Origin of the sequence: Paractinoplanes rhizophilus (assembly GCF_042664765.1) — a bacterium.
GTDB lineage: Bacteria > Actinomycetota > Actinomycetes > Mycobacteriales > Micromonosporaceae > Actinoplanes > Actinoplanes rhizophilus.
The window spans coordinates 165484-190980 of sequence record NZ_JBHTBJ010000003.1; the positions used below are offsets into that span (position 1 = coordinate 165484).

Genomic DNA, 25497 nt, shown 5'->3' on the forward strand with positions numbered 1-25497 from the left:
GATGCGTGCGGCCATCAGTCGCCCGTTATGTACCTATTGTGGAGGAAAGATGAGGCGGAAGGTCTACGTCGAGGGTTCCCGTCCGGACCTGCGGGTGCCGTTCAGCGAGGTGCCGCTGAGCGACGGGAACGAGCCGGTGCGGCTGTACGACACGTCGGGGCCGGGCAGCGATCCGTCGGTGGGGCTGCCGCCGCTGCGGGCGCCCTGGCGCGGGACGCACGGGACGCAGCTGGCGGCGGCGCGCGCCGGGGTGATCACGGCGGAGATGGAGTTCGCGGCGATTCGGGAGGGGGTCGAGCCCGCGGTGGTGCGCGACGAGATCGCCGCCGGGCGGGCGGTGCTGCCGGCCAACCACCATCACCCGGAGTCGGAGCCGATGGTGATCGGCTCGCGGTTCCTCGTGAAGGTCAACGCGAACATCGGCACGTCGGCGGTGACCTCGTCGGTCGACGAGGAGGTCGAGAAGATGACCTGGGCGACGCGGTGGGGCGCGGACACGGTCATGGACCTGTCGACCGGGCCGCGGATCCACGAGACCCGCGAGGCGATCATCCGGAACTCGCCGGTGCCGATCGGGACCGTGCCGCTGTACCAGGCCCTGGAGAAGGTCAAGGGCGATCCGTCGCGGCTGTCGTGGGAGGTGTTCCGGGAGACCGTGCTCGAGCAGGCGGCACAGGGCGTCGACTACATGACGATCCATGCCGGGGTGCTGTTGCCGTACGTGCCGCTGACCGCCGCCCGGGTCACGGGGATCGTGTCGCGCGGCGGATCGATCATGGCGGCCTGGTGCCTGGCGCACCATCAGGAAAATTTCCTCTATACGAATTTCGATGAGCTGTGCCGAATATTTGCGAAATACGACATCACGTTCTCGCTCGGGGACGGGCTGCGGCCGGGGTCGATCGCCGACGCGAACGACGAGGCGCAGTTCGCCGAGCTGCGGACGCTGGGCGAGCTGACCCACCGCGCCTGGGAGCACGACGTGCAGGTGATGGTCGAGGGGCCGGGACACGTGCCGATGCACAAGATCAAGGAGAACGTGGATCTGCAGGTCGAGCTGTGCGGCGGGGCGCCGTTCTACACGCTCGGGCCGCTGACCACCGACATCGCGCCGGCGTACGACCACATCACCTCGGCGATCGGGGCCGCGATGATCGGGATGTTCGGCACCGCGATGCTCTGCTACGTGACGCCGAAGGAGCACCTCGGGCTGCCCGATCGGGACGACGTGAAGGCCGGGATGATCGCCTACAAGATCGCGGCGCACGCGGCCGACCTGGCCAAGGGGCACGCGGCCGCGCAGGCGTGGGACGACGCGCTGTCGAAGGCCCGCTTCGAGTTCCGCTGGGAGGACCAGTTCGAGCTGGCTCTCGACCCGGCGACGGCGCGCGCCTACCACGACGAGACGTTGCCGGCGGCGCCCGCGAAGACCGCGCATTTCTGCTCGATGTGCGGGCCGAAGTTCTGCTCGATGAAGATCTCGCACGAGATCCGGGAGCGTGGCATGCGCGACAAGTCCGACGAGTTCCGCGCCACCGGCTCGAAGGTCTACGTGCCGCTTTCGAGCTCGTAGTGCGTCCGGCTATCCGTTGCCGAGCCCGCTGACCCACTCGGCGACGTTGTCGGAGGGCTTTTGCTGCGGCTCGGGCTGCGGCCGGCCGCGGCGGGCCCGGCCCTTGGCCGGCTGCGGCGGCACCGGCGTGGGTGCGGACTTGACCGGCTGCGGCGGCACCGGCGTGGGTGCCGACCGGGCCGGCTGCTGCGGCACTGGGGTGGGTGCGGACCGGGCCGGCTGCTGCGGCACCGGGGTGGGCGCGGACCGGGCCGGCTTGAAGCCGTCGAACGGCGGCATGTCCTGCGTCGAGAAGACCCCGGTGTCGGACGGGCGCAGCTGCTCCTCGGGGCGCTGGGCGGCCGCGGCGGCGGCCTGGACGATGGCCGACTCGGGCTGGGCGTCGCGCTGGGGCAGCGGCGGGCGGTGCGGGGTCGCCGGGCCGGGTCCCGCGCCGTCCGTCGCGGGGGCGCGGCGGAGGACGGCCGCCAGGACCGAGCCGAGCACGCCGGCGCCGGCCGCGGTCATCGCCGCCCAGTACGGGACGGTCTGGTATTGGTCGTCGGCCGATCCCGGACCGGCGATGAGGTAGGCCAGCGTGAGCAGGGCCGGGCCGGCCAGCCCGGCGAGCGCGATGGCCAGCGTGGACCGGCCGCGGCGGCGTGCCACCCAGCCCAGCGCGATGCCGCTGACCAGGGCCAGCACGGGCATGGTGAACAGCGCCGTCCGCTTGGTGACGTCGGTGGGGAGGAACTCGGGGTCGAGCACGCCGAGGCGTACCGAAGGAAGGGTCTTGCCCGGCGCCATGGACGGCGCCACCGAGACCACCGCGACCACCCACACCGCGATGCCGACGGTCGCGAAGCTCCAGCGGGCGACCGGGCGGCTCAGGGCCGCGTAGGCGGCGAAGATGCCGGCCGCCGCGCCCAGCGCGGCGCAGATGCCGATCACCAGAACCGGCTGGACCCCGGCCACGTGGATGCTGCGGGCCGGCTGCATGGTCAGCGGCACGACCACCCCGGCGCCGATGGCCGCGGCCACCGCCGAGACCAGCCGGGTGCCCGCGCCGGACCCATTCGGCAGGCGGTGCCGGGCGGCCATGCCGCCGGCCACGGCCGCGGTCATGGCAAACCAGGCGACCCAGGCGAGTTGGGCTGTCCAGTGGTCACGCATGGTGATATCGAGCGTGCGGGTGAGCCCCACTATGCCGAGGCCGTACGCCAGGCCGAGCTGGCTTGCGCCGGCCAGCGCGGCAACGCCGAGCGCGACCCCCAACAGTTTGGCCGAGGTCCGGAATGCCATGCGGGGCACGTTACGGAATCCGTGCCCCGCGACGCCACTTTCTGGAGAAAGCTTTTGGCGGATCACTCTTCGTGTTCTTACGACGCCAGTCGCCAGCGTCCCGCCCGGGCCACCAGCAGGGTCAGCGCCTGCGGCATCAGGCCCGAATGGTTGGCCGGGGTGAGGCGGATCGGACCGGAGATGCCGTCCACCTGAGAGGTCTGGATGATCTGCCGGACCTGTTCGCGGTCGGCGCCCACCCGGGTGACGGCGGCGGCGATCAGGTCGGCCGCGTCGGCCGCGAACGAGGCGACGCCCGAGTAGCTGCCGTAGCGCGAGACGTAGTCGCGGAACCACTGCTTGCGCGAGGCCTTGGCCGGCGTCGTGGCGATCACGTCGTCGATCGCCAGGATCTGGGTGAACACCATCGTGGTGCTGTTGGTGGCGGCGGCCGCCGAGAGCGGGATGAACATGTCGCTCGCGGCGGCGGCGTCGAAGTAGATGCGGCCCTTGTAGCCGGCGCTCCGGGCGCCGGAGGCGGCGAGCGCGGCCTGGTCGGGCGAGGCCAGCACGACCAGCGCGCCGGGCTCGGTGTCGGTCAGCGTGCCGACGGCCTGGGTGATGTCGGTGGCGGCCGGCTTCACCGAGCGGGCGGCGGCCTCGTCGATGCCGGCCTTGGCGAGCTCGGCGTTCAGCGCCTTGTCGGCGCCCCGGCCGTAGTGGTCGTCGGCGTAGAGCACCGCGACGCTCGGCACGTTGAGCCGCTTGAGCTCGCTCACCATGGTGGCGGCGCTGTCGGCCGAGTTGGGACCGATCTTGAAGATGTACGGCCGCTCGCCGACCGGCTGGGCGATCTCGTCGGCGGCGGCCAGCGAGATGGTCGGCAGCTTCCGGTCGTTGATCGTCTTGACGTTGTCGAGCAGGCACTCCTCGCACGCGCCGGTCACGACGGCGGCCACCTGCGGGTCGTCGGCGAAGTTGGTGAGGTTGCTCAGCGACGCCTTCGGATCGGAGCGGTTGTCCTGGGTGCGCAGCTCCAGCTTTCGCTTGCCCAGCCGGCCGGACGCGTTGACCTGGTCGATCCGCAACTGGAGGGCGCGGCCGTAGGCGAGGTCCACGCTGGACGAGTTGTTCAGGTCGGCGCCGATCACGATGGTGTCGCCGTCACCGCCCGAGTCGCCGTCGTCCGATGTGCAGCCGGTCAGTCCGGCGACGAGAAGCGTCGAGGCCACGACGGATGCCATGGCGAGGCGGGGGAGCCTCACTGCGGTGCCTCCTCGAGGGGCGAAACGCGGAACACCGGCGGCAACGGTGACCGGCCGCGGGCGCGCCTGCTCGGACAACATGTCCGTCTGATCGCGCCAAACCTTGCCAACGTGAAGGCGGCAGGTCAAGCCGGTGCCGATTGCGGGCGCGGGACAGTCGTCCCACATATTGGTTGGAATCTTGACGGTGCTCCGTAACCGGAAAATCACAATCGGTGGTCGGCCGGACATTCGTGCACGTCAACACACGTTCGGTGTCGATTGTGGAACCGAAAGGGCTGTTACTCATCGGACAACAAGTTTGTTTCCGGGCAGACTCCGACTTCCCAAACCGCAACTGTCTCTGATGAAATCGCCGAGCCGCAGCCTCTGGCGGGCGAAGAGATACGGGGAATGACCACGGAGGAGAAGTCGTGAGCACCGGATCTTCGACCCAGGTGACGCGCCGTGGTGTCTTCCCCCGGCTGAGGGACGCACGGATCCGGGCCAAACTGGCCCTCATCCTGTTCGTTCCGCTCGCCGCGGTGATCGTGCTCGCGACCGCCCGTCTGGTCGACGTGAGTCAGCGTGCCACCGAGGCCGGCCAGGTCGAGAAGCTCACCCAGCTCGGCACCGACGTCTCCACCCTGACCCAGCTCCTGCACGACGAGCGGATGCAGGCCGCGGTGTACCTGGCGACGCCGGGCGCGCCGGTCGCCACCTACGACGCCACGGTCAAGAAGACCGACGCCGAGATCCAGTCCTACCGGGACCACCGGCAGGCGCTGGACGACCCGCCACCGGCCGTGCAGAGCCAGCTCGTGCAGATCGACGACAACCTGAACGCGCTCAACTCCACCCGCAGCCAGGTGGCCAAGAAGGACGGTCTCGGCGTGGCCGAGGCGATGTCCCGATACGGGGTCGTCCTGACCGACCTGCTCGGCTACGGCGACGCGGTGAGCCAGTACGCCGGTGACGACGAGGTCGGCGACAGCCTGCGGGCCACCAGCGCGTTCGCCAAGGCGAAGGCCGGCGCGGCCGAGCTCGACTCGATCGCCTACTCGGCGCTGGTCTCCAACGACCTCAGCAACGAGCAGCGGGCCTCCTTCATCGCGGCGCAGACCAGCCAGCAGGAGGGTCTGCTGACCTTCGCCGCGTTCGCCTCGCCGGAGCAGCAGTCCCTGGTGGACGACGTGGTCACCGGGGACGCCGTCAACCTCGCCGACCAGGTCTCGATCCAGCTCGGCCGCGGCGTGCCGGTGCCGGCCGCCGAGGTGACGAACGCCTACGGCGCCGTCGTCGACCTGATGCGCTGGGCCGAGCGGGAGCTGGAGAGCCGCAACATCAAGCTGGCCGCGGACGAGAGCGACTCGGTCGTACGCCAGGCGGCGCTCGAGGCCGCGCTGGTCCTGCTCGTGCTGATCGTCGCGATCGCGCTCGCGGTGATCCTCGCCCGCTCGCTCAACCTGTCGCTGCGCCGGCTGCGTGAGGGCGCGCTCGCGGTGGCCAACCGCGACCTGCCCGACGCCGTGGCCCGGCTGCGCGACGCCCGGACGCTCGGCGAGAGCGGCGCCGACGAGATCATCGGACAGATCCGCGACCCGATCCGGCTCACCAACCGCGACGAGATCGGCCAGGTCGCCCAGGCGTTCAACGTGGTTCACCGCGAGGCGGTCCGCATCGCGGCCGAGCAGGCGGCGCTGCGCACCACCGTCTCGGCGATGTTCCTCAACCTCGCCCGCCGCTCGCAGTCCCTGGTCGACCGCATGATCGGCGAGCTGGACAGCATCGAGCGCACCGAGGAGGACCCGAAGCGTCTCGCCCGGCTCTTCGAGCTCGACCACCTCGCCACCCGGATGCGCCGCAACGACGAGAACCTCCTCGTCCTGGCGGGCGCCGACTCCAGCGCGCCGCGCCGCGAGGACGCGCTGCTGGTCGACGCGCTGCGGGCCAGCCAGTCCGAGGTCGAGCTGTACAACCGGATCGAGTTCGGCACCGTCGACACCGACATCGCGATCGCGGCGCTGGCGGTCAACGACGTCGTCCGCCTGGTCGCCGAGCTCCTCGACAACGCCACCCGCTTCTCCCCGCCCACCACCACCGTGGTCGCCGACGCCCGGCGCATCCGCGACTACGTGGTGATCCAGGTGGAGGACCGGGGCCTCGGCATGTCCGAGGAGCAGATGGACCAGCTCAACCGCCGGCTCGCCGAGACGGCCGACGTGGATGTGGCCGCGTTCCGGCTGATGGGTCTGGCCGTGGTCAGCCGGCTCGCCAACCGGTACGGCATCCGGGTCGAGCTGCGCGCCAACATCGAGGGCGGCACGGTCGCCCAGGTGATCCTGCCGAGCAGCATCGTGGTGCTCCCGCACCGCGGCGGCGGGGCGCTGCCCAGCGGCGGGCAGACGCCGGAGCTCCCGGCGCCGACCGGCGGCTGGTCCTCCCGGGCGGCCACGGCGACCCTTCCGGCCATCTCGCCCGCCTCGGAATCCTGGTCCGACCAACCGGGTCATCCCTCGTTGCCGATGTTCCCGTCGCAGCGCCCGGCCTCGCCGGCGGCGCCGGCCGCGCCGACCCCGAACCGGCCGCCGCTGCCCACCCGGGTGACCAGGCCGGTGACCGCGGAGACCGCGCCGACCACGATGAACGGCTTCACCCCGAAGCCGATGGCGCCGACCCCGGCCCCGGCCCAGCCGGACTCGGGCAGCTGGGGGGCTGCCCTGGCCGCGATGCCGCCGGTGCCGGCCACGCCGGCGCCCGCGCCGGCCGAGGAGCGGAACGATGCTCCGATCTTCGTGCAGATGCAGCAGAGCTGGTTCCGCAACCATGACACGGCGGCCACCGAGGAGTGGGGGATGCCGACCGCCGGATACGCACCGCCGCCCAACTCGGGGTCCGCACAGCCGGCTTCGCCCGCGTCGCCGCCCCCGGCCGCACCACCCAAGGCCGCACCGCCCCAGGCTGCCCGATCCAAGGCCGCACCGCCCCAGGCCGCACCCGCTGCGGCAGCGCCGGCTCCGGCAGTGCCGGCTCCGGCGCCCGCCTCGCCGGCGCCGGCCGCACCGGTCGCCGACGCGACCGGACACAATGGATCATCGGTTCCGCGACCGCGCCAGTCGGCGGAGGACCGGTGGAAGACGGCTGCCGACGAAGGCTGGAAGCGGGCGATGGCGGCGGCGGAGCCCGTCGACGCCGGCACCACCCGGTCCGGCCTGCCCAAGCGTGTACCGCAGGCACAGCTCGTGCCCGGCGGCGTACAGGCCGGACCGCGCAACCAGAACCGTCGCAGCCCGGACGAGGTCCGTGGACTCCTGTCCGCGTACCACCGTGGTGTGCAACGAGGGCGTACGGACGGCACTGCCGAAGCCGCCACCCTCCAGGCTAAGGAGAAGGACCAGTGACCAGGCCCCCCACCATGCACGACATGGGCTGGCTGCTCAACAACTTCGCCAACAGCGTCGCCGGCATCGCCCACGTCGTGGCCGTGTCCGCGGACGGCCTGCTGTTGGCGTCCTCACGCGACCTCCCGACGGATCGCGCCGATCAGCTGGCCGCCATCGCCTCCGGCGTGGTGAGCCTGACCGAGGGCGCGTCCCGCATGTTCAGCGCGGGCGCCGTCCAGCAGACGATCATCGAGATGGACAGCGGATACCTGTTCCTGATGTCCGTCAGCGACGGTTCGTCGATGGCCGTGCTCGCGGCGCGCAGCTGCGACGTCGGCCAGGTCGGCTACGAGATGGCCCTGCTCGTGGAGCGGGTCGGCGCCGCGCTGACGCCCGCCCCGCGTGAGGCCGTCAGTCATTAGCCGGCGGACGGCCGGAAGGGGGTGATCGCGTCATGGGGCAGCCACAGGACCCACGGGGCAACCTGGTACGCCCGTACGCGGTCACGCGCGGACGGACCGAGCCACGCCGTGACATTCCGATCGAGGCGGTCCTGGTAGCCAGCCAGGCCGCCGTGCAAGAGGCCCGGTTCGCCGGGCACGACAAGTACCGCATCGCGGTGCTCTGTGAGGCGAAACCGCAGTCCTTGGCCGAGATCGCGGCCCTGACCCGGCTCCCGCTGGGTGTGGGCCGGGTCCTGGTCGCGGACATGGTCGCCGACGGACTGCTGTCATTGCACAGCGCCGCTCCCAAGAAGGGCTTCACGGAGCGGATGGATCTGCTGGAAAGGGTGTTGAGTGGACTTCGCAAGCTCTGAGCGGGCGGGGGCGCAACCCAGGGAGATCACCTCCGCGAAGATCGTCATTGCGGGCGGCTTCGGCGTCGGCAAGACGACGCTCGTCGGATCGGTCTCCGAGATCGAGCCCCTGACCACCGAGGCGCTGATGACCTCGGCCGGTCAGGGCGTCGACGACGCGTCCAAGGTGCCTGGCAAGGAGACGACCACGGTAGCGATGGACTTCGGCCGCATCACCATGGCCGACGACCTGATCCTCTACCTCTTCGGCACCCCCGGGCAGACCCGTTTCTGGTTCATGTGGGACGAGCTCATCCGGGGCGCCGTGGGCGCCGCCGTGCTGGTCGACACCCGCCGGATAGCCGACGCCTTCGCGCCGCTGGACTACTTCGAGAACCGGCACCTGCCGTACATCGTGGCCCTCAACTGCTTCGACAACGCGCCGCGCTACGAGCCGGACGAGGTGCGCGAGGCCCTGGCGATCCCGCCGCACGTGCCGCTGGTGCTGTGCGACGCCCGCCATCGGGACTCGGTGAAGGGTGTGCTCGTGCAGGTCGTCGAGCACGCGATGGCCACGCTGGTGGCCGAGCAGAGCGGCGGATACCCGGCGGTCGTCGGCTGAGCCGGCCCTCGATTCGGGAACCGGCCCATGTCGGAAGCCGGCCCATGTCGGAAGCCGGCTCAGTTCGGGAGCCGGTATCCCCGTTTGACCACCGTTTGGACCACTCCGGGCGCGCCCAGGCCCGCCCGGAGCCGGGCCACCGCCATTTCCACCGCGTGCTCGTCGGCCCCCCGGGGGAGCGCGTGCAGCAGCGCGGCTCGGGAGAGCACCCGGCCCGGCACGGCCGACAGCGCCCGCAGCACGGCCATCGAGGCCGGGGCGAGCGGGCGCAGGTCGCCGTCGACGATCGCGGCGTGTCCCCGCAGGGTCAGCGAGTGGCCGGCCACCTCGAGGGTGACCGCCCGCTTCGGCAGCTCCTCGACGATGGTGCGGACCAGCGCGCTGAGCCGGGCCCGCGCCGGCGCCACGATCGGCACGTCCAGCCGGCGCAGCGGCGCGGCGGTCACCGGGCCCACGCAGGCCACCATCACGTCGGCGCGCAGCGCCTCCAGCAGGCCGTCGGTGGTCGGCCCGGCCGCGCGCAGCAGCGCGTTCACGGCCGCGGCGCTGGTGAATGTCACGGCGTCGACCAGCCGCGCGGTGACCAGGTCGACCAGCCGGTGCAGCGGCGCGGGATCGGTGGGCGGGCCCCAGCGGTAGACCGGCACCTCGATCACCCGGGCCCCGGCCGCCTGCAGCGCCTCGGTGTACTCCGGCTGGCTCTCGCCGTGTAGCTGGAGCACCACCGTCAGGCCGCGGACGCCCCGGGCCTTGAGGTGGTCGACGACCTCCTCGTAGCTCTCCGTTTCGGGGGACCACTTGTCGTGCAGGCCGGCCGAGCGGATCGCGGCCCGCGCCTTCGGGCCCCGGCCGATCAGGTACGCCCGGCCCAGCGACGTCCGCAGCGGCTCGGCCAGGCCCCAGCCCTCGGCGGCCTCCAGCCAGCCGCGCAGGCCGATGCCGGTGTTGACCAGCACGACGTCGGGTGGGTTGTCGAGGCAGGCGCGGGTCGCGGCCCGCAGCTCGGCGTCGTCGGCGATCGGGACGATGCGCAGCGCGGGCGCCAGGACCACGCGGGCGCCCCGGCTCTCGAGCAGGCTCGCCAGCTCGTCGCGCCGCCGGTCGGCGGTGACCCCCACCGTGTACCCGGACAGCGATGCCGCAGGCTGTGCCAGGGCCCCCGCCCCGATCACCGTCCGGCGGGTCATTGGTTTTCGAGAAGTCGCGGCGTGGCCGTACGGTCCACCGAAGGGCACGCTCGGAGCCCGCCGTCCTCAGCGTCGACCCGCTCCCATGTCACGCCTGCGTTCTCCGCCGTACCTCCGCCCGGCGCACACCGCGACTCCTCCTCGCCGAGCCGGGGAACCGGCTCGGCAGTCACCGTCAGGTCCGTCCTCAACCCTGACGGTGGCCTATCAATAGTGCTCCGTCCCCGCACGCGGCGGCTATGCCTGACCCGCGTCCTCGAGGGGTGTGCACCATCGGCCATCCCCGAAGCCTGCCGCCGGGGGATTTCACCACGGCGTCCCGTTTGTTTCGAGCCTGCTAAGAGCCGCCGGCCTGTGGCCTTGCCGACACTTATCCCCCGCCGGATCCCGGCGTCGGGTGCGTCGTGCGCGCGGAGTATGCTGGATCGGCATATTGTTGGGGGTCCGGCAGGACCGTCGTTTTGACCACGCGCCGCGCGGCCGGGTATTGTTGCCTGCTGTTGTGTGACAGCCGTTCGCGCTCGAGACATCTTGTGCTCGGGGCGACCAGCGCGCAGCCCCAGACCGACGACAAGACAAGGTAATTCTGTGCGTACGTACAGCCCGAAGCCGGGTGAGATCGAGCGTCAGTGGCACATTATCGACGCTTCTGACGTCGTCCTGGGCCGCCTGGCTACCCACACCGCCAACCTTCTGCGTGGCAAGCACAAGCCGACCTTCGCGCCGCACGTCGACACCGGCGACTTCGTGGTGATCATCAACGCGGGCAAGGTGGCTCTCACCGGCAACAAGCGGCAGACCAAGGTCGCGTACCGCCACTCGGGCTACCCGGGCGGTCTCAAGCAGGTCGGCTACGAGGAGCTGCTGTCGAAGCGCCCCGAGAAGGCGATCGAGCTGGCCGTCAAGGGCATGCTGCCGCACAACAAGCTCGCGCGGCAGATCATCAAGAAGCTGAAGGTCTACCCGGGTGCCGAGCACCCGCACGCCGCTCAGCAGCCCCAGCCGTTCGAAATCACCCAGATCGCGCAGTGAGCGCGGGAGAAGGCAGCAGCATGTCCGACATCATCGAGCCCGAGGTCGTCGAGACCGTCGAGGAGCCCGCTGAGACGGTCGTCGTGGTCGAGACGCCCGCGCCGGCCCCGGTCCGCGCCCCGCGTCCCGGTGACCGTCCGATCCAGACCGTCGGCCGCCGCAAGGAGGCCATCGTCCGGGTGCGCCTCATCCCCGGCACCGGCAAGATCGTCTGCAACGGCCGTGACCTCGAGAGCTACTTCCCGAGCAAGGTGCACCAGCAGCTCATCCGCGAGCCGCTGACCACCGCGGAAAAGGCCGAGCAGTTCGACGTGATCGCCAACCTCCGCGGCGGTGGCATCACCGGCCAGGCCGGCGCCCTGCGCCTCGGCATCGCCCGCGCGCTGATCACCAGCGACCCGGACGACCGCCCGGCCCTCAAGAAGGCCGGCTTCCTCACCCGTGACGCCCGGGTCAAGGAGAGCAAGAAGTACGGCCTCAAGAAGGCCCGTAAGGCTCCGCAGTACTCGAAGCGCTGATCGCTTGACAGGCGGCCGGGTTCGCCCCTTCCGGTTTGGGGGCGGACCCGGCCGTTTTGCTTTCCACTGAAAGGAAGCTGCCCATGGGGCGACTGTTCGGGACCGACGGCGTGCGCGGGCTCGCCAACGGCGACCTGACCCCGGAACTGGCCCTCTCCGTCGCGGTCGCGGCGGCCCGGGTCCTGGTCGAGAGCGACAGCAGCCACCAGCCACTGGCGATCGTCGGGCGTGACCCGCGGGCCAGCGGCGAGATGCTCGAGGCGGCCGTGGTCGCCGGCCTCACCAGCGCCGGCGCCAATGTCGTACGCGTCGGGGTGCTGCCGACGCCGGCCGTCGCCTACCTGGTCGCGCAGACCAACGCCGACCTCGGCGTGATGCTCTCCGCCTCGCACAACCCGATGCCCGACAACGGGATCAAGCTGTTCGCGGCCGGCGGCACCAAGCTGCCCGACGACCTCGAGGCCCGGATCGAGCGGGCGATCGAGGACGGGCACGGGCTGATCGGCCGGCCCACCGGCGGCCGGATCGGGCGGGTCCACGACCTGCTGGACGGCGCCGAGCACTACGTCAAGCATTTGGTCGGCTCGACGCCGCACCCGCTCAGCGGCATCAAGGTCGTGGTGGACTGCGCGAACGGCGCGGCCAGCGAGGTGGGGCCGACCGCGTACGAGGAGGCGGGCGCCGAGGTCATTGCCATCCACGCCGAGCCGGACGGTCTGAACATCAACGAGGACTGCGGCTCGACCCACATGGAGAAGGTGCGCGAGCGGGTCGTCGCCGAGGGCGCCGATCTGGGCATCGCGCACGACGGCGACGCGGACCGCTGCCTGGCCGTCACCGCGTCGGGTGACGTCGTCGACGGCGACCAGATCATGGCGATCCTGGCCCTGGCCATGCGGGACGCCGGCACGCTCACCGACGACACGCTGGTCGCGACCGTGATGAGCAACCTGGGCCTGCGGATCGCCATGAAGCAGTCCGGCATCAAGCTGATCGAGGCCAAGGTCGGCGACCGCTACGTGCTGGAGGAGCTCAACGCGGGCGGGCTGGCGCTCGGCGGCGAGCAGAGCGGGCACATCGTGATGCCGGCGTACGCGACGACCGGCGACGGCGTGCTGACCGGGCTGCACCTGATGGCCCAGGTGGCGGCGTCCGGCAAGTCGCTGGCCGACCTGGCCGCGGTGGTGCACAAGCTGCCGCAGGTGCTGATCAACGTACGGGTTTCGGACCGGGAGGCCGGCGCCACCGCCCCGGCCGTTCTGGCGGCCGTGGCCGCGGCCGAGGCGGAGCTGGGCGAGACCGGGCGGGTGCTGCTGCGTCCGTCGGGCACCGAGCCCCTCGTACGCGTCATGGTGGAAGCCGGCGCCGAGGATCAGGCCCGGGCGATCGCCTCGCGGATCGCCGACGAGGTCCGGGCGTTCTAGGGTTTCAGCTTCGACAGGCGCTGGGCCGCCTCCTCGATGACCTCCTCGCGCTTGCAGAAGGCGAAGCGGATCAGGTGGCGGCCCTCCTCCGGGTGGTCGTAGAAGACCTCGGTGGGCACCGCCACCACCCCGCACCGGGCCGGTAGCTCGCGGCAGAAGTCGGCGCCGCCGCGGTCGCTCAGCGGGGTGATGTCGGTAGTGACGAAGTACGTGCCCTCGGACGGCAGGACCGTGAAGCCGGCCTCGGTGAGGCCGGTGACCAGGCGGTCGCGGCGGGCCTGCAGGCCGGCGCGGAACTCGGTGAAGTAGGCGTCGGGCAGGTCCAGGGCGACCGCCACGGCGGGCTGGAGCGGGCCGGCGTTGACGAAGGTCAGGAACTGCTTGACCCGCGCCACGGCGGACACCAGGGCGGCGGGGCCGGTGGCCCAGCCGACCTTCCAGCCCGTGCACGAGAAGGTCTTGCCCGCCGAGGAGATGCGCAGGGTGCGCTCCAGCATCCCGGGGAGGGCGGCGAGCGGGGTGTGCCGTTCCGGGGCGTCCGCGAAGACCAGGTGCTCGTAGACCTCGTCGGTCACCGCGTAGGTGTCGTGCGCCTGGCAGAGCTCGGCGATCAGCGCCAGCTCGGCCCGGGTGAAGACCTTGCCGGTCGGGTTGTGCGGCGAGTTGAGCAGCACCAGGCGAGTGCGCGGGCCGAACGCGGCGCGCAGCTCACCCTCGTCGAAGCGGTAGCGGCCGTCCGGGCCGGGGCGCAGGGTCACCGGGCGGCGGACCGCTCCGGCCAGGGTGATGGAGGCGGCGTACGAGTCGTAGTACGGCTCGAAGCACACGACCTCGTCGCCGTACTCGCACAGCCCGAGAATCGCGGCCGCGACCGCCTCGGTGGCGCCCGCCGTGACCACGACCTCGCTTTCGGGGTCGCGCTCGAGGCCCCAGAATCGTCGCTCGTGCCCGGTGATGGCGGTGCGGAGGGCGGGTATGCCGTAGAGCGGCGGATACTGGTTGGCCGGCCCGCTCCGGGCCACCGCGTCCAGCATCTCCCGCGGGCCGTCGGTGTCCGGAAAACCCTGACCCAGGTTGATCGAGCCGGTGCGCAGAGCCAGCGCCGACATCTCGGTGAAGATCGTGGTGCCGAACGCGCGCATGCGCTCGACCAGGGGATCGTTCGTCATCTCAATCCAGGGCCAGATGGGTGCAGGTGACCGTCGCGAAGTTCGCGTCGTCGGAGGTCTTGGACTTGACCTCGGCGCCGTCGACCGAGGCCTTGCAGCTGACCGTGCCGGCGCTGGCGCCGACCCGCAGGACGACCACCGAGAGCAGGGCCGGCGTCTCCATCCGGGTGGTGAGCTTCCAGGGCAGTTTCACGTCGCTGAGCCGGACCGGGGTGCTGCCGGCCTTCTCGAGGTAGAGGATCGAGACCGGGCCGTCGCCGGTGACCTCGTAGGTCACGCTGATCTCGCGGCCGCCGCCGGTCGCGTCGGTGGGCAGCTCGGTGGGCAGGCCCGGGAAGGTCGGCGCCTCGGTCGGCACGTCGAACGGCGCGGCCACCTCCTTGGCCTTGTCGGCGACGCGGCGGGCGACCAGCACGCCGGCGGTGACGACGCCGCCGCACAGCAGCAGCGCGACGGCCAGGATGACCGCGACGAGCGGGGCGTTGCTCTTGCGCGGCGGGGGTGGCGGCGGCGCGTAGCCGGGCGCGGCGTAGCCCGGCGGTGGGGCGTATGCCGGTGGGGGCGGGTAGCCGCCGTAGTCGGGCGCGTAGCCGGGTGGGGCGTAGTTCACCGGGCCCTGTCCGATTGGGCCCTGTCCGATCGGGCCCTGTCCGATCGGGTCCTGGCCGGCCGGGCCCTGGCTTGTTGCGTTGTGGCCGGCCGGGCCGTGGCTCACCGGCGGGAACTGGGCGGTCGGCGGGTAGTCCGGCTCGGGAATGGGCGCCGAGCCGGGCGTGAAGGTCGGCGCCGGTGGCTGGTAGGGCTCGGGGGAGAGCGTGTCGCCGGAGGGCGTCGACCAGGGCTGCCCGGAGATCGGCGCGCTTCCGCCGGGCGGCGTCGGCTCCTCCGGCGGTGGGGTGTCGTGCTGGTTGGTCAAGCGTCTCTCCCGGGGCGGCGTGATCGTGCGGCGCGCAAGCCGACGGTACGCCAACAACGCCATCGGCGGGCGCCGGGCATCTCGCTCTGGGTCATCTTCCGGATACACTTTCGAGCAACTCGGATGCTCGAAAGTGTGCTTCTCGAGCATGCGTCATGAGCGATCGTCGGCTACGCTGCCCCGCATGTGTGGCATCGTGGGTTACGTCGGCGGTCGGCCGGCGCTCAGCATCGTTCTCGACGGCCTTCGCCGGCTCGAATACCGCGGTTACGACTCCGCCGGGGTCGCCGTGGTCGACGGGGACACCGTCCTGACCGAGAAGAGGGCCGGCAAGCTCGCCAATCTGGAGAAGGCCCTCACCCAGCGGGCCGGCGACAGCATCGCCACCGGCAGCACGGCGATCGGCCACACCCGGTGGGCCACGCACGGCGGCCCGACCGACCGCAACGCCCACCCGCACCTGTCCGCCGACGGCCGGGTCGCGGTCATCCACAACGGCATCATCGAGAACTTCGCCCGCCTGCGCGGCGAGCTGGAGTCGACCGGCGTCGAGTTCGCCAGCGACACCGACACCGAGTGCGCCGCCCACCTGATCGCGGCCGAGATGCGGGAGTTGCGCTCGTCCGGCGCCGCCCCCGGCCCGGCGCTGCTGGCCGAGGCGATGCGGCGCACGGTGCGCCGGCTCGAGGGCGCCTTCACGCTGCTGGCCGTCGACGTCGACGTGCCCGGCGCGGTGGTCGCCGCCCGGCGCAACTCGCCGCTGGTGGTCGGCCGTGGCCAGGGGGAGAACTTCCTGGCCAGCGACGTCTCGGCGTTCATCGAGCACACCCGGGACGCGGTCGAGCTGGGCCAGGACCAGGTCGTCCTGATCACCCCCGAAGGCATCGAGATCACCGGCTTCGACGGCGCTCCCGCCACCGGCACCGAGTTCCACATCGACTGGGACGCGAAGGCCGCCGAGAAGGGCGGCTACGACTACTTCATGCTCAAGGAGATCGCCGAGCAGCCGCAGGCCATCGCGGATACCCTGCTGGGCCGGCTCTCCGACCGCGGCGAGATCGTCCTCGACGAGGTGCGCCTCACCGACCAGGACCTGCGCGACGTCGACAAGATCTTCATCGTGGCCTGCGGCACCTCCTACCACGCCGGGATGGTCGCGAAGTACGCCATCGAGCACTGGGTGCGCATCCCGTGCGAGGTGGAGCTGGCCAGCGAGTTCCGCTACCGCGACCCGATCCTGGACCGCTCGACCCTGATGATCGTGATCAGCCAGTCCGGCGAGACGATGGACACGCTGATGGCGCTGCGCCACGCCAAGGAGCAGAAGGCCCGGGTGCTCGCCATCTGCAACACCAACGGCTCGACGATCCCGCGCGAGTCCGACGCGGTGCTCTACACCCACGGCGGCCCCGAGATCGCGGTGGCGTCCACCAAGGCGTTCGTCACCCAGCTGGTGGCCTGCTACCTGATCGGCCTGCACCTGGCCCAGATCCGCGGCGTCATGTACGCCGACGAGGTCGCGGCCGTGGTCGAGAAGCTCAGCAGCACCCCCGAGGCGCTGACGAAGCTGCTGGGCCAGATGGAGGACGTGCGAGCCCTGGCCCGCGACCTCAAGACGGCGTCCACGGTGCTGTTCATCGGCCGGCACGTGGGCTATCCGGTGGCGCTCGAGGGCGCGCTGAAGCTCAAGGAGCTCGCCTACATGCACGCCGAGGGCTTCGCGGCGGGCGAGCTCAAGCACGGCCCGATCGCCCTGATCGACCAGGACACGCCGGTGGTGTGCGTGGTGCCCTCCCCGGCCGGCCGCGGCGTGATGCGCGACAAGGTCGTCTCCAACATCCAGGAGGTCCGTGCCCGCGGCGCCCGCACGATCGTCATCGCCGAGGAGGGCGACGAGGCCGTCAAGGCCTACGCCGACCACCTGATCGCGGTCCCGCACACGCCGACCCTGCTGGCCCCGCTGATGACCACGGTGCCGCTGCAGATCCTCGCCTGCGAGATCGCCGCCGCCCGGGGCCTGGACGTCGACCAGCCGCGAAACCTCGCCAAGTCCGTCACCGTCGAGTAAGCCCCGCCGGGCGTCATCGGGCGGTGCCGAGCGTGATGGCGGCCAGCATGTCGAGGGATGGGCTGCCGCGGTCCCAGTAGCCGAGGTGGCCCGCACCGGGGGCGCTCGCGAAGGTGCGGGCGCCGAAGGACGGGTCGCTCGGGTTGTGGCCGAACCACAGGTCGCGCTCGGGGGATCCGAAGGCGATCGCCGGGCCGAGGACCGGCACCAGGCGCGAGATCGCCAGATCGCGGGCCAGGGCGGCCGGTCCGGGCGTCGCGTACTGGATGATGTCGCTGCTCGACGTGGTCGACCAGACCCGGCCCGGCGGGGTGGCCAGGTCGCGGACCGAGTCGACACCGACGCCGGGCGAGCCGACGAAGACCACGTTGTCGGCGGCCAGGCCGCTCCCGGCGGCCGCCTTGCCGACGACCAGCGAACCGTAGCTGTGACCGACGACGGTCAGCCGGGCCGGCGAGCCGCCGGGTGGGGCGCCGGGCGTGGCGTCGGCCGTGGCTCGTAAGCCCTCCTGGAAGCGGCGCAGCGCGGGCGCTCCCGCCTCGGCCCGGCGGGCGCTCGCGGCCTCGTCGACGAAGTCGGGCGCGTCGTAGTCGAGCCAGAGCACGGCGCTGGTCGATGCCGCCGGGGACAGCTCCGTCGCCCGGAGGGCCACCCGCTCGGCGCGGGACAGCTCGCCGCCGAACGACGCCAGCTCGGCCGTCATCCCCGGCACGTGGGTGACGACGTGGCCGGCCCGGTCGGGGTCGCCCAGCGCCACCACGACCCGGCCCTCCTCGCTCAGGTCGAGCCGCAGCAGGTAGGCCCGCGGGCCGTCGTCGTCCGCCAGCCGGTCGGCCAGTGTGTCGAGGCCGTGCCGGAGGCTCCGCAACCTCGGCCGCTCCCCGCCGTGCGCCTGGGCGAGCGCCTGCTCGACCTGCTCCCGGCGCTCGTCGAGGAGCAGCCGGTTGGCCGCATCGCGGTCGGCGGCGGGTATCCCGTCCAGCGGGGCCAGCCGGGACGGCTCGGTCGCCAGGAGCCACAGCCGCTCGGCCGGGTCGAGCCCGGCCCACCAGAGCCGCACCTCGGCCGGCGAAGCCGTGCAGTCGGGTAACGCTGACCGCGCCGACGCCGCCGAACCCGGCAACCACGCCGGCCCGGCCAGGCGGCGGACGGCCGCCTCGATCCGCTCCAGACGCTCGGCCGCCGTCTCGTCGGCGACCGACGCGATCGCGACGGCGGCCCGCAGGTCGTCGGCCACCCCGTGCGCGGCCGGACTGCCGCGCACGACACCCTCGTCGTCGACGGTCAGGCCCAGGCGGTGGGCAGCCGCCAAGGCCCGGGCCAGCGACTCCTTGGCCCGGGTGAGCGCCGCCGCGAACTCGCTGGCCGCCTGGTCGGCCTGCCAGCACAGCACCCGGAACAGGACCAGGCCGCGCCACACGGCCGTCAACCGGGCCGCGGCCGCACTGGCCGCCGCGCCGGACCAGGCCGCGCCGAGACGTACGAGATCGGCGCCGAGCCGGGCGGCCAACCGGCCGGCCCGGGCGGCCCAGTGCCGCCAGGCGTGCGCGACCGCACGCCAGCGGCCAGGGTCGGCGACGCGCAACCGGGCGTAGCCGGCGGCGGTCGACCACACCATCGTCCGCGAGACGGCGGCCGCGACGGGCCCGTCCGTCGCCGTCATCGGGACAGCCCCCGTCATCGGGACAGCCCCCGTCATCGGGACAGCCCCCGTCATCGGGACAGCCGCCATCATCGGGACAGCCGCCATCATCGGGACAGCCGCAAGCGGGTCGCGGCGCGGGCGTCGGCCTCCTCGTAGGCCGCGGCGGCGGCCAGCACCTGGCGGGCCGTCTGGGCCGTGTCGGCGCCCAGGTGCCACAGCTGCTGCCGGGCGGCTTCCGCGGCCAGCATCGCGGCGTCGGTGGCCTGCCAGCGCGGAATGCGCGGCACCGAGGGCGCCGACGCCGCCGCCGCCGTTGTCTCGGCCGCCGTGGCGTTCAGGGCGGAGGCGGCGCGACGCATCTCCTCGGTGTCGGCCTCGAGATCGGGATTCATCGGCAACCTCCATGCGGGGCAACGGGATGCGCCGACCTTAGGGGCCGGGGACCGGCTCCGGAGGCGCCTGTGGACAACCGCGCTCCCGCGTACGCCCGGGTTGTCCACAGGCCTTGCGCCGTCGGCGGCCGTGCGTTAGCCCGCAGCGCGACCCCATGCCGACCGATAGGGTTGGGCCGTGATTGTGGCTGTCGGCATCGATGTAGTCCTGGTGGACCGCTTCGCCCGCGCCCTCGAACGCACCCCGCTGCTGGGGGATCGGCTGTTCACCGACGGTGAGCGGCTGAGCGGCTCCGGCAGTCCGCGCTCGGCCGAGTCGCTCGCCGCCCGGTTCGCGGCGAAGGAGGCGGTGGCCAAGGCGCTGGGTGCGCCGGCCGGCCTGCTCTGGCACGACTGCGAGGTGGTCGCCGACCCGGACGGGCGGCCCTGGTTGACCGTGTCCGGTACGGTCGCCGCGGCCGCGGCGGAGCGTGGCATCGCCCGGTGGCACCTCTCGCTCTCGCACGACGGCGGCATCGCCTCGGCGATGGTCGTGGCCGAGTCCTGAGCAACGGCCCGGCCGGCGCGAACGCGAAATTGTCGTACCCGGGCCGTAGAACCGACGGCATCACGAACGGCTTGGGAGGGCAGGACGGATGCGGCAGGCATGGCGGGTCGCGGACGTGCGAGCGGCCGAGAAGGCGCTGATGGCGACGCTGCCGGAGGGCACGCTCATGCAGCGCGCCGCGGCCGGCCTGGCCCGGCGTTGCGCGCTGCTTCTGGAGGACGACGGCGGGGTGTACGGCGCGCGGGTGCTGCTCCTGGTCGGCAGCGGCGACAACGGCGGCGACACGCTCTACGCGGGCGCCGCGCTGGCCCGCCGGGGCGCCCAGGTGCGGGCGCTGCTGCTACGGCCCGACCGGGTCCACCTGGCGGGTCTGGCGGCGCTGCGGGCGGCCGGCGGCCGCTCGGTGCGGGAGATGCCCGACCGGGCCGATCTCGTGCTGGACGGCATCGTCGGCATCGGGGCGAGCGGCGGGCTCCGGGCGCCGGCGGCGGGTCATGTCGCCCGCCTGGGTGACCTGCGCGGGCGCTCCGGCGGCCGGCCGCCGGTGGTCGCGGTCGACGTGCCGAGCGGGGTGGCGGTCGACACCGGCGACGTGCCGGGCGAGGCGGTCACGGCCGACGTCACGGTGACCTTCGGCTGCCTCAAACCGGCCCACGTGGTCGGCCCGGCCGCGGTGCGCTGCGGGCAGGTGGAGCTGGTCGACATCGGGCTCGGCCCGGTGCTGAGGGCCGGCCCCGCGGTGCGGGTGCCGGATGCCGCCGACATCGCCGAGTGGTGGCCGGCCCCGGGCCCGGCTTCCGACAAATACACCCGCGGCGTGGTCGGCATCGCGACCGGGTCGGCGCAATATCCGGGGGCCGCGCTGCTGTCGACGAGCGGAGCGCTGGCCGGCCCCACCGGCATGGTGCGCTACGCGGGGAGCGCCCACCGCGAGGTGGTTCGGGCGCATCCGTCGGTGGTCGCGGTGAGCCGCGTCCTCGACGCCGGCCGGGTGCAGGCCTGGGTGTGCGGCTCCGGCCTCGGCACCGACGACGAGGCGCGCACGACGCTGCGCACGGTGCTCGCCACGTCGGTGCCGGTGGTGCTCGACGCCGACGCCCTGACGCTGCTGGTGGACGGCTCGCACGCGGAAGACCTGCGCCGGGACGCGCCGCTGGTGATCACGCCGCACGACGGGGAGTTCAAGCGGCTGGCGGGCGAGGCGCCCGGCGCCGACCGGGTGGGCGCCGCGTGCCGGCTGGCCGCCTGGATCAACGCGGTGGTGCTGCTCAAGGGCGACCGGACGATCGTGGCGACGCCGGGCGGCGAGGTCTGGGTCAACCCGACCGGCAGCTCCGCGCTGGCCACCGCCGGCAGCGGCGACGTGCTCGCCGGCCTGCTCGGCTCGCTGCTGGCCGGTGGGCTGTCGCCCGAGCGGGCGGCGATCGCGGCGGCGTACGCGCACGGCCTGGCCGGTCGCTGGGCGGCCGACGACGGCCCGGTGACCTCGTCCGACGTCGCGGCCGCGCTCCGGCCGGCGGTGGCGGCGCTGCTGGAGTGAGCCGCCGGTGGCCCGAGGGCGCCGCTTCCGCTCGTCGCGACGCACCAGATCCACAGGTCGAGCGGGTGGGCCGCCGTAACGGAAATCGTCATACCGATCAGTAGGCTGGGAATCATGTGGCAGGCCGAGGTCCGGATCGATCTGGACGCCATCCGGGACAACGTGGCGCTGATGCGCGCCGGCACGACCGCCGAGGTGATGGCGGTGGTGAAGGGCGACGGCTACGGGCACGGCATGCTGCCGTCCGCCCGGGCGGCGCTGGCGGGCGGGGCGACCTGGCTCGGCGTGGCCACCCTCGGCGAGGGGCTGGAGCTGCGCCGGGCCGGCCTGGACGTGCCGGTGCTGGCCTGGCTGCACTCGCCGGGCATGCCGCTGCACGACGGGGTCGCGGCCGGCATCGACCTGTCCGCGAGCTCGCTGCCGATGGTCGGCGAGCTGGTCGAGGCGGCCCGCCGCGCGGAGCGGCCGGCACGCGTACACCTGAAGCTGGACACCGGCCTCTCGCGCGGTGGCGCCACGGCGGCCGAATGGCCGGCGGTGCTGGAGGCCGCGGCGAAGGCGCAGGCCGACGGCGTCATCGACGTGGTCGGGGTGTGGAGCCACTTCGTCAGCTCCGACGCGCCCGGCGACGAGATCACCGACCGTCAGCTCGCCGCGTTCGCCGACGGGCTGGCCGTGGCCGAGCGGCTCGGGATAGCCCCGCGCTATCGGCACATCGCCAACTCGGCGGCCACGCTCACCCGCCCCGACGCCCACTACGACCTGGTCCGGCCGGGCATCGCGGTCTACGGCCTGTCGCCGGTGCCGGGGGAGACGTTCGGCCTGCGCCCGGCGATGACCGCGCGGGCCCGGGTCGCGCAGACCAAGCGCGTCCCGGCCGGTCAGGGCGTCTCGTACGGCCACGCCTATTTCACCGAGCGCGAGACGACGCTGGCACTGGTGCCGCTCGGCTACGCGGACGGCGTGCCGCGCGCCGCGTCGAACGCGGGGCCGGTGCAGCTGGGCGGCAAGCGCCGCACGGTGGCCGGCCGGGTCTGCATGGATCAGATCGTCCTCGACGTCGGCGACGACGAGGTGGCAGCCGGCGACATCGCCACGCTCTTCGGCCCGGGCGACGACGGCGGTCCGACCGCCGACGACTGGGCCGAGGTGGTCGGCACGATCAACTACGAGATCGTGACCCGGTTCGGCAGCTCGCGCGTCCCCCGGGTGTACGACGGCGCCGCGGGCACGGTGACGGCCGCGTGAGCCCCAAGATCCCGCGGCGCCGGGCCAAACAGGTCGGCATCGCCGGCGCCGCGATCGGCGTGGTGGCGGCCGGCCTGGCCACGGCGTTCGCGGTCGAGCGCGCGCTGGTCCGCCGCTCGGTCAACGCCCCCGGCGACCCGCACGCCGACGAGGACTTCGGCGACCAGCCCTTCGACGCCCAGCTCACCGTCACCGCCGCCGATGGCACCGACCTGCACGTCGAGGTGGTCGAGCCGACGGAGCCGACCGACAAGCCGACGATCGTCTTCGTGCACGGCTTCGCGCTGGACATGGGCACGTTCTACTTCCAGCGCAAGCTGTTCGGCGAACGCGGTGATCATCGGCTGGTCTTCTACGACCAGCCCGGCCACGGCCGGTCGGGCAGGCTCAAGTCGGGCAACTACGACATCGCCGGGCTCGGCGAGTCGCTCGCCGCCGTGCTGGACGCGACCGTGCCGGACGGCCACATCATCCTGGTCGGCCACTCGATGGGCGGCATGACCATCATGTCGTTCGCCGAGAAGTATCCGCAGTGGTTCGGCGACCGGGTCACCGGCGTCGTGCTGATCTCCACCTCGGCCCGGCTGGTCGACCGCGCCAAGCTGGCGCTGCCGTCGCTGGTCGCGCGGGCCAGCGCGCCGTTCTTCCCGCTCTGGGGGACCGCCGCCCACCTGGGCGGCAACGTGATCGAGCGGGCCCGGTTCGCCTCCTCCGACCTGGCCTGGCTGCTCACCCGGCGGTACGGCTTCGGCGACGCCAAGCCGAGCCCGTCGTTGGTCTCGTTCGTGGAGGGGATGAACGGCAAGACCTCGGTCGAGACGCTGACCAGGTATTTGACGACGCTGTACAACCACAACCGCTATCCGGCGCTGGCCGCCCTGCGCGGGGTCCCGGTGCTGGTCATCGTCGGCGACCGGGACTATCTGACCCCGGTCGCGCACTCCGAAGAGATCATCAAGCGGCTGCCCGACGCCCGGCTCGTAACCGTCGAGAACACCGGCCACATGGTCATGCTGGAGAAGTCCGACGAGGTCAACGCCGCCATGCTGCCGTTCGTGGAGAAGATCTCATGAAGCTCGCCACGGTCGAGGACACCCGGGCCTTCGGGCGGCGGCTGGCCGGCATCCTCCGGGCCGGGGATCTGCTGCTGCTCACCGGCCCGCTGGGCGCCGGCAAGACCGCCCTGGTGCAGGGCATCGGCGCCGGGCTGGGCGTCGACGGCGCGATCACCTCGCCGACCTTCGTGATCGCCCGCGTGCACCGGGGTCCCGTCCCGCTGGTGCACGCCGACGCGTACCGTCTCGGCGACCGGCCCGACCCGCGCGCCGAGATCGACGACCTCGATCTGGACGCCTCGGCCGAGGACGCGGTCACCGTCGTGGAGTGGGGCGCGGGCCTGGTCGAGCAGCTCAACGACGAATATCTCCAGGTCCGGATCGACCGCCTGGACGACGACACCCGGGTGGTGGAGCTGGTGCCGCACGGCGGCGACTGGGCCACCCGCTTGACCCGACTGGAGAGCCAGTGAATCTTCCCGACCTGCTGCCGGCCGAGTGGCGGGACGAGCTGACCCCCTTCCTCGACCCGGAAGGCACGGCGAAGCTCGGCGAGTTCGTGGCCGCCGAGTATGCGGCGCACACCATCTATCCCCCGATCGAGGACCTGTTCGCGGCGTACCGGCTGTGCCCGCCGGCCGAGACCCGGGTGCTGATCCTCGGCCAGGACCCGTACCACGGGCCGGGGCAGGCGCACGGGCTGAGCTTCAGCGTCCGCGACGGCGTCCGGATCCCGCCGTCGCTGCGCAACGTCTTCAAGGAGCTGGCGGCGGACGTCGGCGTCGCGCCGCCGAAGTCCGGCGATCTCACCGGCTGGGCCCGGCAGGGCGTGCTGCTGCTCAACGCGGTGCTGACCGTGCGCGGCGGGGCCGCCGCCTCGCACGGCGGCAAGGGCTGGGAGGCCTTCACCGACGCCACCATCCGGGCGCTGAACGCCCGCAGCGAGCGGGTCGTGTTCCTGCTGTGGGGCGGGTACGCCCGCAAGAAGGCCGTGCTGATCACCAATCCGGCACACGCGGTGCTCGAGGCCGGCCACCCCAGCCCGCTCAATCGCGAGGGCTTCCTGGGCGTCCGCCCGTTCAGCGCGGCCAACAAGGCCCTGGCCGACGGCGGTCGCCCGCTGATCGACTGGGATCCGCGTTAGGGTCGGCACGTGCTCGTTCTAGCTCTGGACACCGCGACCCCCGCGTCGACGGCCGCGCTGGTGGAGGTCACCGCCGACGGCCTGCGCGGGGTCGCCGAGCGGCGCACCGTCGACCCCCGCGCGCACGGGGAGAGGCTGGCGCCCGAGATCGCGGCGGTGCTGGCCGAGGCGGGCGCCCGCCCGGCCGACCTCGCGGCGATCGTCGCCGGGCTGGGGCCGGGGCCGTTCACCGGCTTGCGGGTCGGGCTGGCCACCGGCGCGAGCATGGCGCAGGCGCTCGGCATCCCGACGTACGGCGTGTGCTCGCTCGACGGGCTCGGCCGCGCCGCCGGCCCGGGCCGGGTGCTGGTCGCCACCGACGCGCGCCGGCGCGAGGTCTATTACGCGACCTATCTGGACGGGGTGCGCACCGCCGGTCCCGAGGTGGCCAAGCCGGCCGAGGTGACCGGCGACTACGAGCGCGTGTGCGGCGAGGGTGGCCTCAAATATGGGGACATCTTCGGCGTACCCGTGGAAGAGCATCTCCTCTATCCACCCGGCGCCGCCCTCGTGGCCCTCGCGGCCGAGCGGATTCGCGAGGCCGTGCCGAGCGAGCCGCTCACGCCGCTCTACCTGCGGCGTCCCGACGCCGTCGAACCGGCCGGCCGCAAGCCCGTGCTGACCTGATGGCCGCCGAAGACCTGGTGGGAGACAAGAGCCCCGTGGGTGAGAACGGCCCAGTGGGTGTCGGCCGG

The 25497-nt window shown here is 72.8% G+C and carries 23 protein-coding genes; 16 read left to right on the top strand and 7 right to left on the bottom strand.

The window, feature by feature from the left end; translation table 11 throughout:
- The first annotated feature begins 49 nt into the window (after positions 1–49).
- Positions 50–1573, top strand: coding sequence for a phosphomethylpyrimidine synthase ThiC (thiC, locus tag ACFQS1_RS06670; protein WP_378965227.1), 1524 nt, complete (start codon positions 50–52; stop codon positions 1571–1573).
- Positions 1574–1582: 9 nt separating this feature from the next.
- Here thiC and ACFQS1_RS06675 read toward each other — a convergent pair whose 3' ends face one another.
- Both ACFQS1_RS06675 and ACFQS1_RS06680 read right to left on the bottom strand, forming a co-directional pair.
- Positions 1583–2854, bottom strand: coding sequence for a hypothetical protein (locus ACFQS1_RS06675; protein WP_378965228.1), 1272 nt, complete (start codon positions 2852–2854; stop codon positions 1583–1585).
- A 77-nt stretch (positions 2855–2931) separates the two neighbouring features.
- Complete coding sequence (locus ACFQS1_RS06680) at positions 2932–4077, bottom strand: ABC transporter substrate-binding protein (RefSeq protein ID WP_378965424.1); 1146 nt, start codon at positions 4075–4077, stop codon at positions 2932–2934.
- A gap of 434 nt (positions 4078–4511) precedes the next feature.
- Here ACFQS1_RS06680 and ACFQS1_RS06685 point away from each other — a divergent pair, with 434 nt between their 5' ends.
- Genes ACFQS1_RS06685 through ACFQS1_RS06700 form a run of 4 tightly spaced genes read left to right on the top strand, consistent with a single transcriptional unit; the run spans position 4512 to position 8878 of the window.
- Entirely contained in the window at positions 4512–7478 is a 2967-nt protein-coding gene (locus tag ACFQS1_RS06685) for a sensor histidine kinase (RefSeq protein WP_378965229.1), read from the top strand.
- The gene (locus ACFQS1_RS06690) at positions 7475–7882 is read left to right on the top strand and encodes a roadblock/LC7 domain-containing protein (RefSeq protein WP_378965230.1); all 408 of its coding nucleotides are present in this window, start codon (positions 7475–7477) and stop codon (positions 7880–7882) included. The genes ACFQS1_RS06685 and ACFQS1_RS06690 overlap by 4 nt, the downstream gene beginning before the upstream one ends.
- 32 nt (positions 7883–7914) lie before the next feature.
- Entirely contained in the window at positions 7915–8277 is a 363-nt protein-coding gene (locus tag ACFQS1_RS06695) for a DUF742 domain-containing protein (protein WP_378965231.1), read from the top strand.
- Entirely contained in the window at positions 8258–8878 is a 621-nt protein-coding gene (locus ACFQS1_RS06700) for a GTP-binding protein (RefSeq protein ID WP_378965232.1), read from the top strand. Before ACFQS1_RS06695 ends, ACFQS1_RS06700 begins: the two co-directional genes overlap by 20 nt.
- 59 nt (positions 8879–8937) lie before the next feature.
- Here ACFQS1_RS06700 and ACFQS1_RS06705 read toward each other — a convergent pair whose 3' ends face one another.
- Complete coding sequence (locus ACFQS1_RS06705; RefSeq protein WP_378965233.1) at positions 8938–10065, bottom strand: uroporphyrinogen-III synthase; 1128 nt, start codon at positions 10063–10065, stop codon at positions 8938–8940.
- Positions 10066–10653: 588 nt separating this feature from the next.
- Between ACFQS1_RS06705 and rplM the strand changes: the two genes are divergently transcribed.
- The 3 genes from rplM (at position 10654) to glmM (ending at position 13039) form a co-directional block, all read left to right on the top strand.
- Positions 10654–11097, top strand: coding sequence for a 50S ribosomal protein L13 (gene rplM / locus ACFQS1_RS06710; RefSeq protein WP_133873190.1), 444 nt, complete (start codon positions 10654–10656; stop codon positions 11095–11097).
- A 20-nt stretch (positions 11098–11117) separates the two neighbouring features.
- Positions 11118–11615, top strand: a complete 498-nt coding sequence (gene rpsI / locus ACFQS1_RS06715) for a 30S ribosomal protein S9 (protein ID WP_378965234.1) — start codon at positions 11118–11120, stop codon at positions 11613–11615.
- A gap of 83 nt (positions 11616–11698) precedes the next feature.
- On the top strand, positions 11699–13039 hold the full coding sequence (gene glmM, locus ACFQS1_RS06720; protein WP_378965235.1) for a phosphoglucosamine mutase: 1341 nt from the start codon (positions 11699–11701) through the stop codon (positions 13037–13039).
- On the opposite strand, the gene ACFQS1_RS06725 is transcribed toward glmM, so the two are convergent.
- Positions 13036–14208: a pyridoxal phosphate-dependent aminotransferase gene (locus tag ACFQS1_RS06725; RefSeq protein ID WP_378965237.1), complete on the bottom strand. Its 1173-nt coding sequence runs from the start codon at positions 14206–14208 to the stop codon at positions 13036–13038. The two genes, glmM and ACFQS1_RS06725, sit on opposite strands and share 4 nt — an antisense overlap.
- 1 nt (position 14209) lies before the next feature.
- Positions 14210–15124 (bottom strand): MmpS family transport accessory protein, encoded by a 915-nt coding sequence (locus ACFQS1_RS06730; protein ID WP_378965238.1) that lies wholly within the window; start codon positions 15122–15124, stop codon positions 14210–14212.
- Positions 15125–15308: 184 nt separating this feature from the next.
- On the opposite strand from ACFQS1_RS06730, the gene glmS reads away from it, so the two are divergent.
- Positions 15309–17192 (top strand): glutamine--fructose-6-phosphate transaminase (isomerizing), encoded by a 1884-nt coding sequence (glmS, locus tag ACFQS1_RS06735; protein ID WP_378965240.1) that lies wholly within the window; start codon positions 15309–15311, stop codon positions 17190–17192.
- Between the two features lie 13 nt (positions 17193–17205).
- Here glmS and ACFQS1_RS06740 read toward each other — a convergent pair whose 3' ends face one another.
- Together ACFQS1_RS06740 and ACFQS1_RS06745 are read right to left on the bottom strand one after the other, a co-directional pair.
- A complete protein-coding gene (locus ACFQS1_RS06740; protein ID WP_378965241.1) occupies positions 17206–18855 on the bottom strand; it encodes an alpha/beta hydrolase in 1650 nt (549 codons plus the stop codon).
- Positions 18856–18941: 86 nt separating this feature from the next.
- A complete protein-coding gene (locus tag ACFQS1_RS06745) occupies positions 18942–19229 on the bottom strand; it encodes a hypothetical protein (RefSeq protein WP_378965242.1) in 288 nt (95 codons plus the stop codon).
- A gap of 178 nt (positions 19230–19407) precedes the next feature.
- Here ACFQS1_RS06745 and ACFQS1_RS06750 point away from each other — a divergent pair, with 178 nt between their 5' ends.
- From ACFQS1_RS06750 to tsaB, 7 genes are all read left to right on the top strand, one after another.
- The gene (locus ACFQS1_RS06750) at positions 19408–19776 is read left to right on the top strand and encodes a holo-ACP synthase (RefSeq protein ID WP_378965243.1); all 369 of its coding nucleotides are present in this window, start codon (positions 19408–19410) and stop codon (positions 19774–19776) included.
- Between the two features lie 88 nt (positions 19777–19864).
- Entirely contained in the window at positions 19865–21316 is a 1452-nt protein-coding gene (locus ACFQS1_RS06755; protein ID WP_378965245.1) for an NAD(P)H-hydrate dehydratase, read from the top strand.
- A gap of 114 nt (positions 21317–21430) precedes the next feature.
- Positions 21431–22564 (top strand): alanine racemase, encoded by a 1134-nt coding sequence (alr, locus tag ACFQS1_RS06760; RefSeq protein ID WP_378965246.1) that lies wholly within the window; start codon positions 21431–21433, stop codon positions 22562–22564.
- A complete protein-coding gene (locus ACFQS1_RS06765) occupies positions 22561–23637 on the top strand; it encodes an alpha/beta fold hydrolase (RefSeq protein WP_378965248.1) in 1077 nt (358 codons plus the stop codon). The genes alr and ACFQS1_RS06765 overlap by 4 nt, the downstream gene beginning before the upstream one ends.
- On the top strand, positions 23634–24092 hold the full coding sequence (gene tsaE / locus ACFQS1_RS06770) for a tRNA (adenosine(37)-N6)-threonylcarbamoyltransferase complex ATPase subunit type 1 TsaE (RefSeq protein WP_378965249.1): 459 nt from the start codon (positions 23634–23636) through the stop codon (positions 24090–24092). The genes ACFQS1_RS06765 and tsaE overlap by 4 nt, the downstream gene beginning before the upstream one ends.
- Complete coding sequence (gene ung / locus ACFQS1_RS06775) at positions 24089–24763, top strand: uracil-DNA glycosylase (RefSeq protein WP_378965251.1); 675 nt, start codon at positions 24089–24091, stop codon at positions 24761–24763. Before tsaE ends, ung begins: the two co-directional genes overlap by 4 nt.
- Before the next feature lie 9 nt (positions 24764–24772).
- A complete protein-coding gene (gene tsaB / locus ACFQS1_RS06780; protein WP_378965252.1) occupies positions 24773–25429 on the top strand; it encodes a tRNA (adenosine(37)-N6)-threonylcarbamoyltransferase complex dimerization subunit type 1 TsaB in 657 nt (218 codons plus the stop codon).
- Positions 25430–25497: the final 68 nt, after the last annotated feature.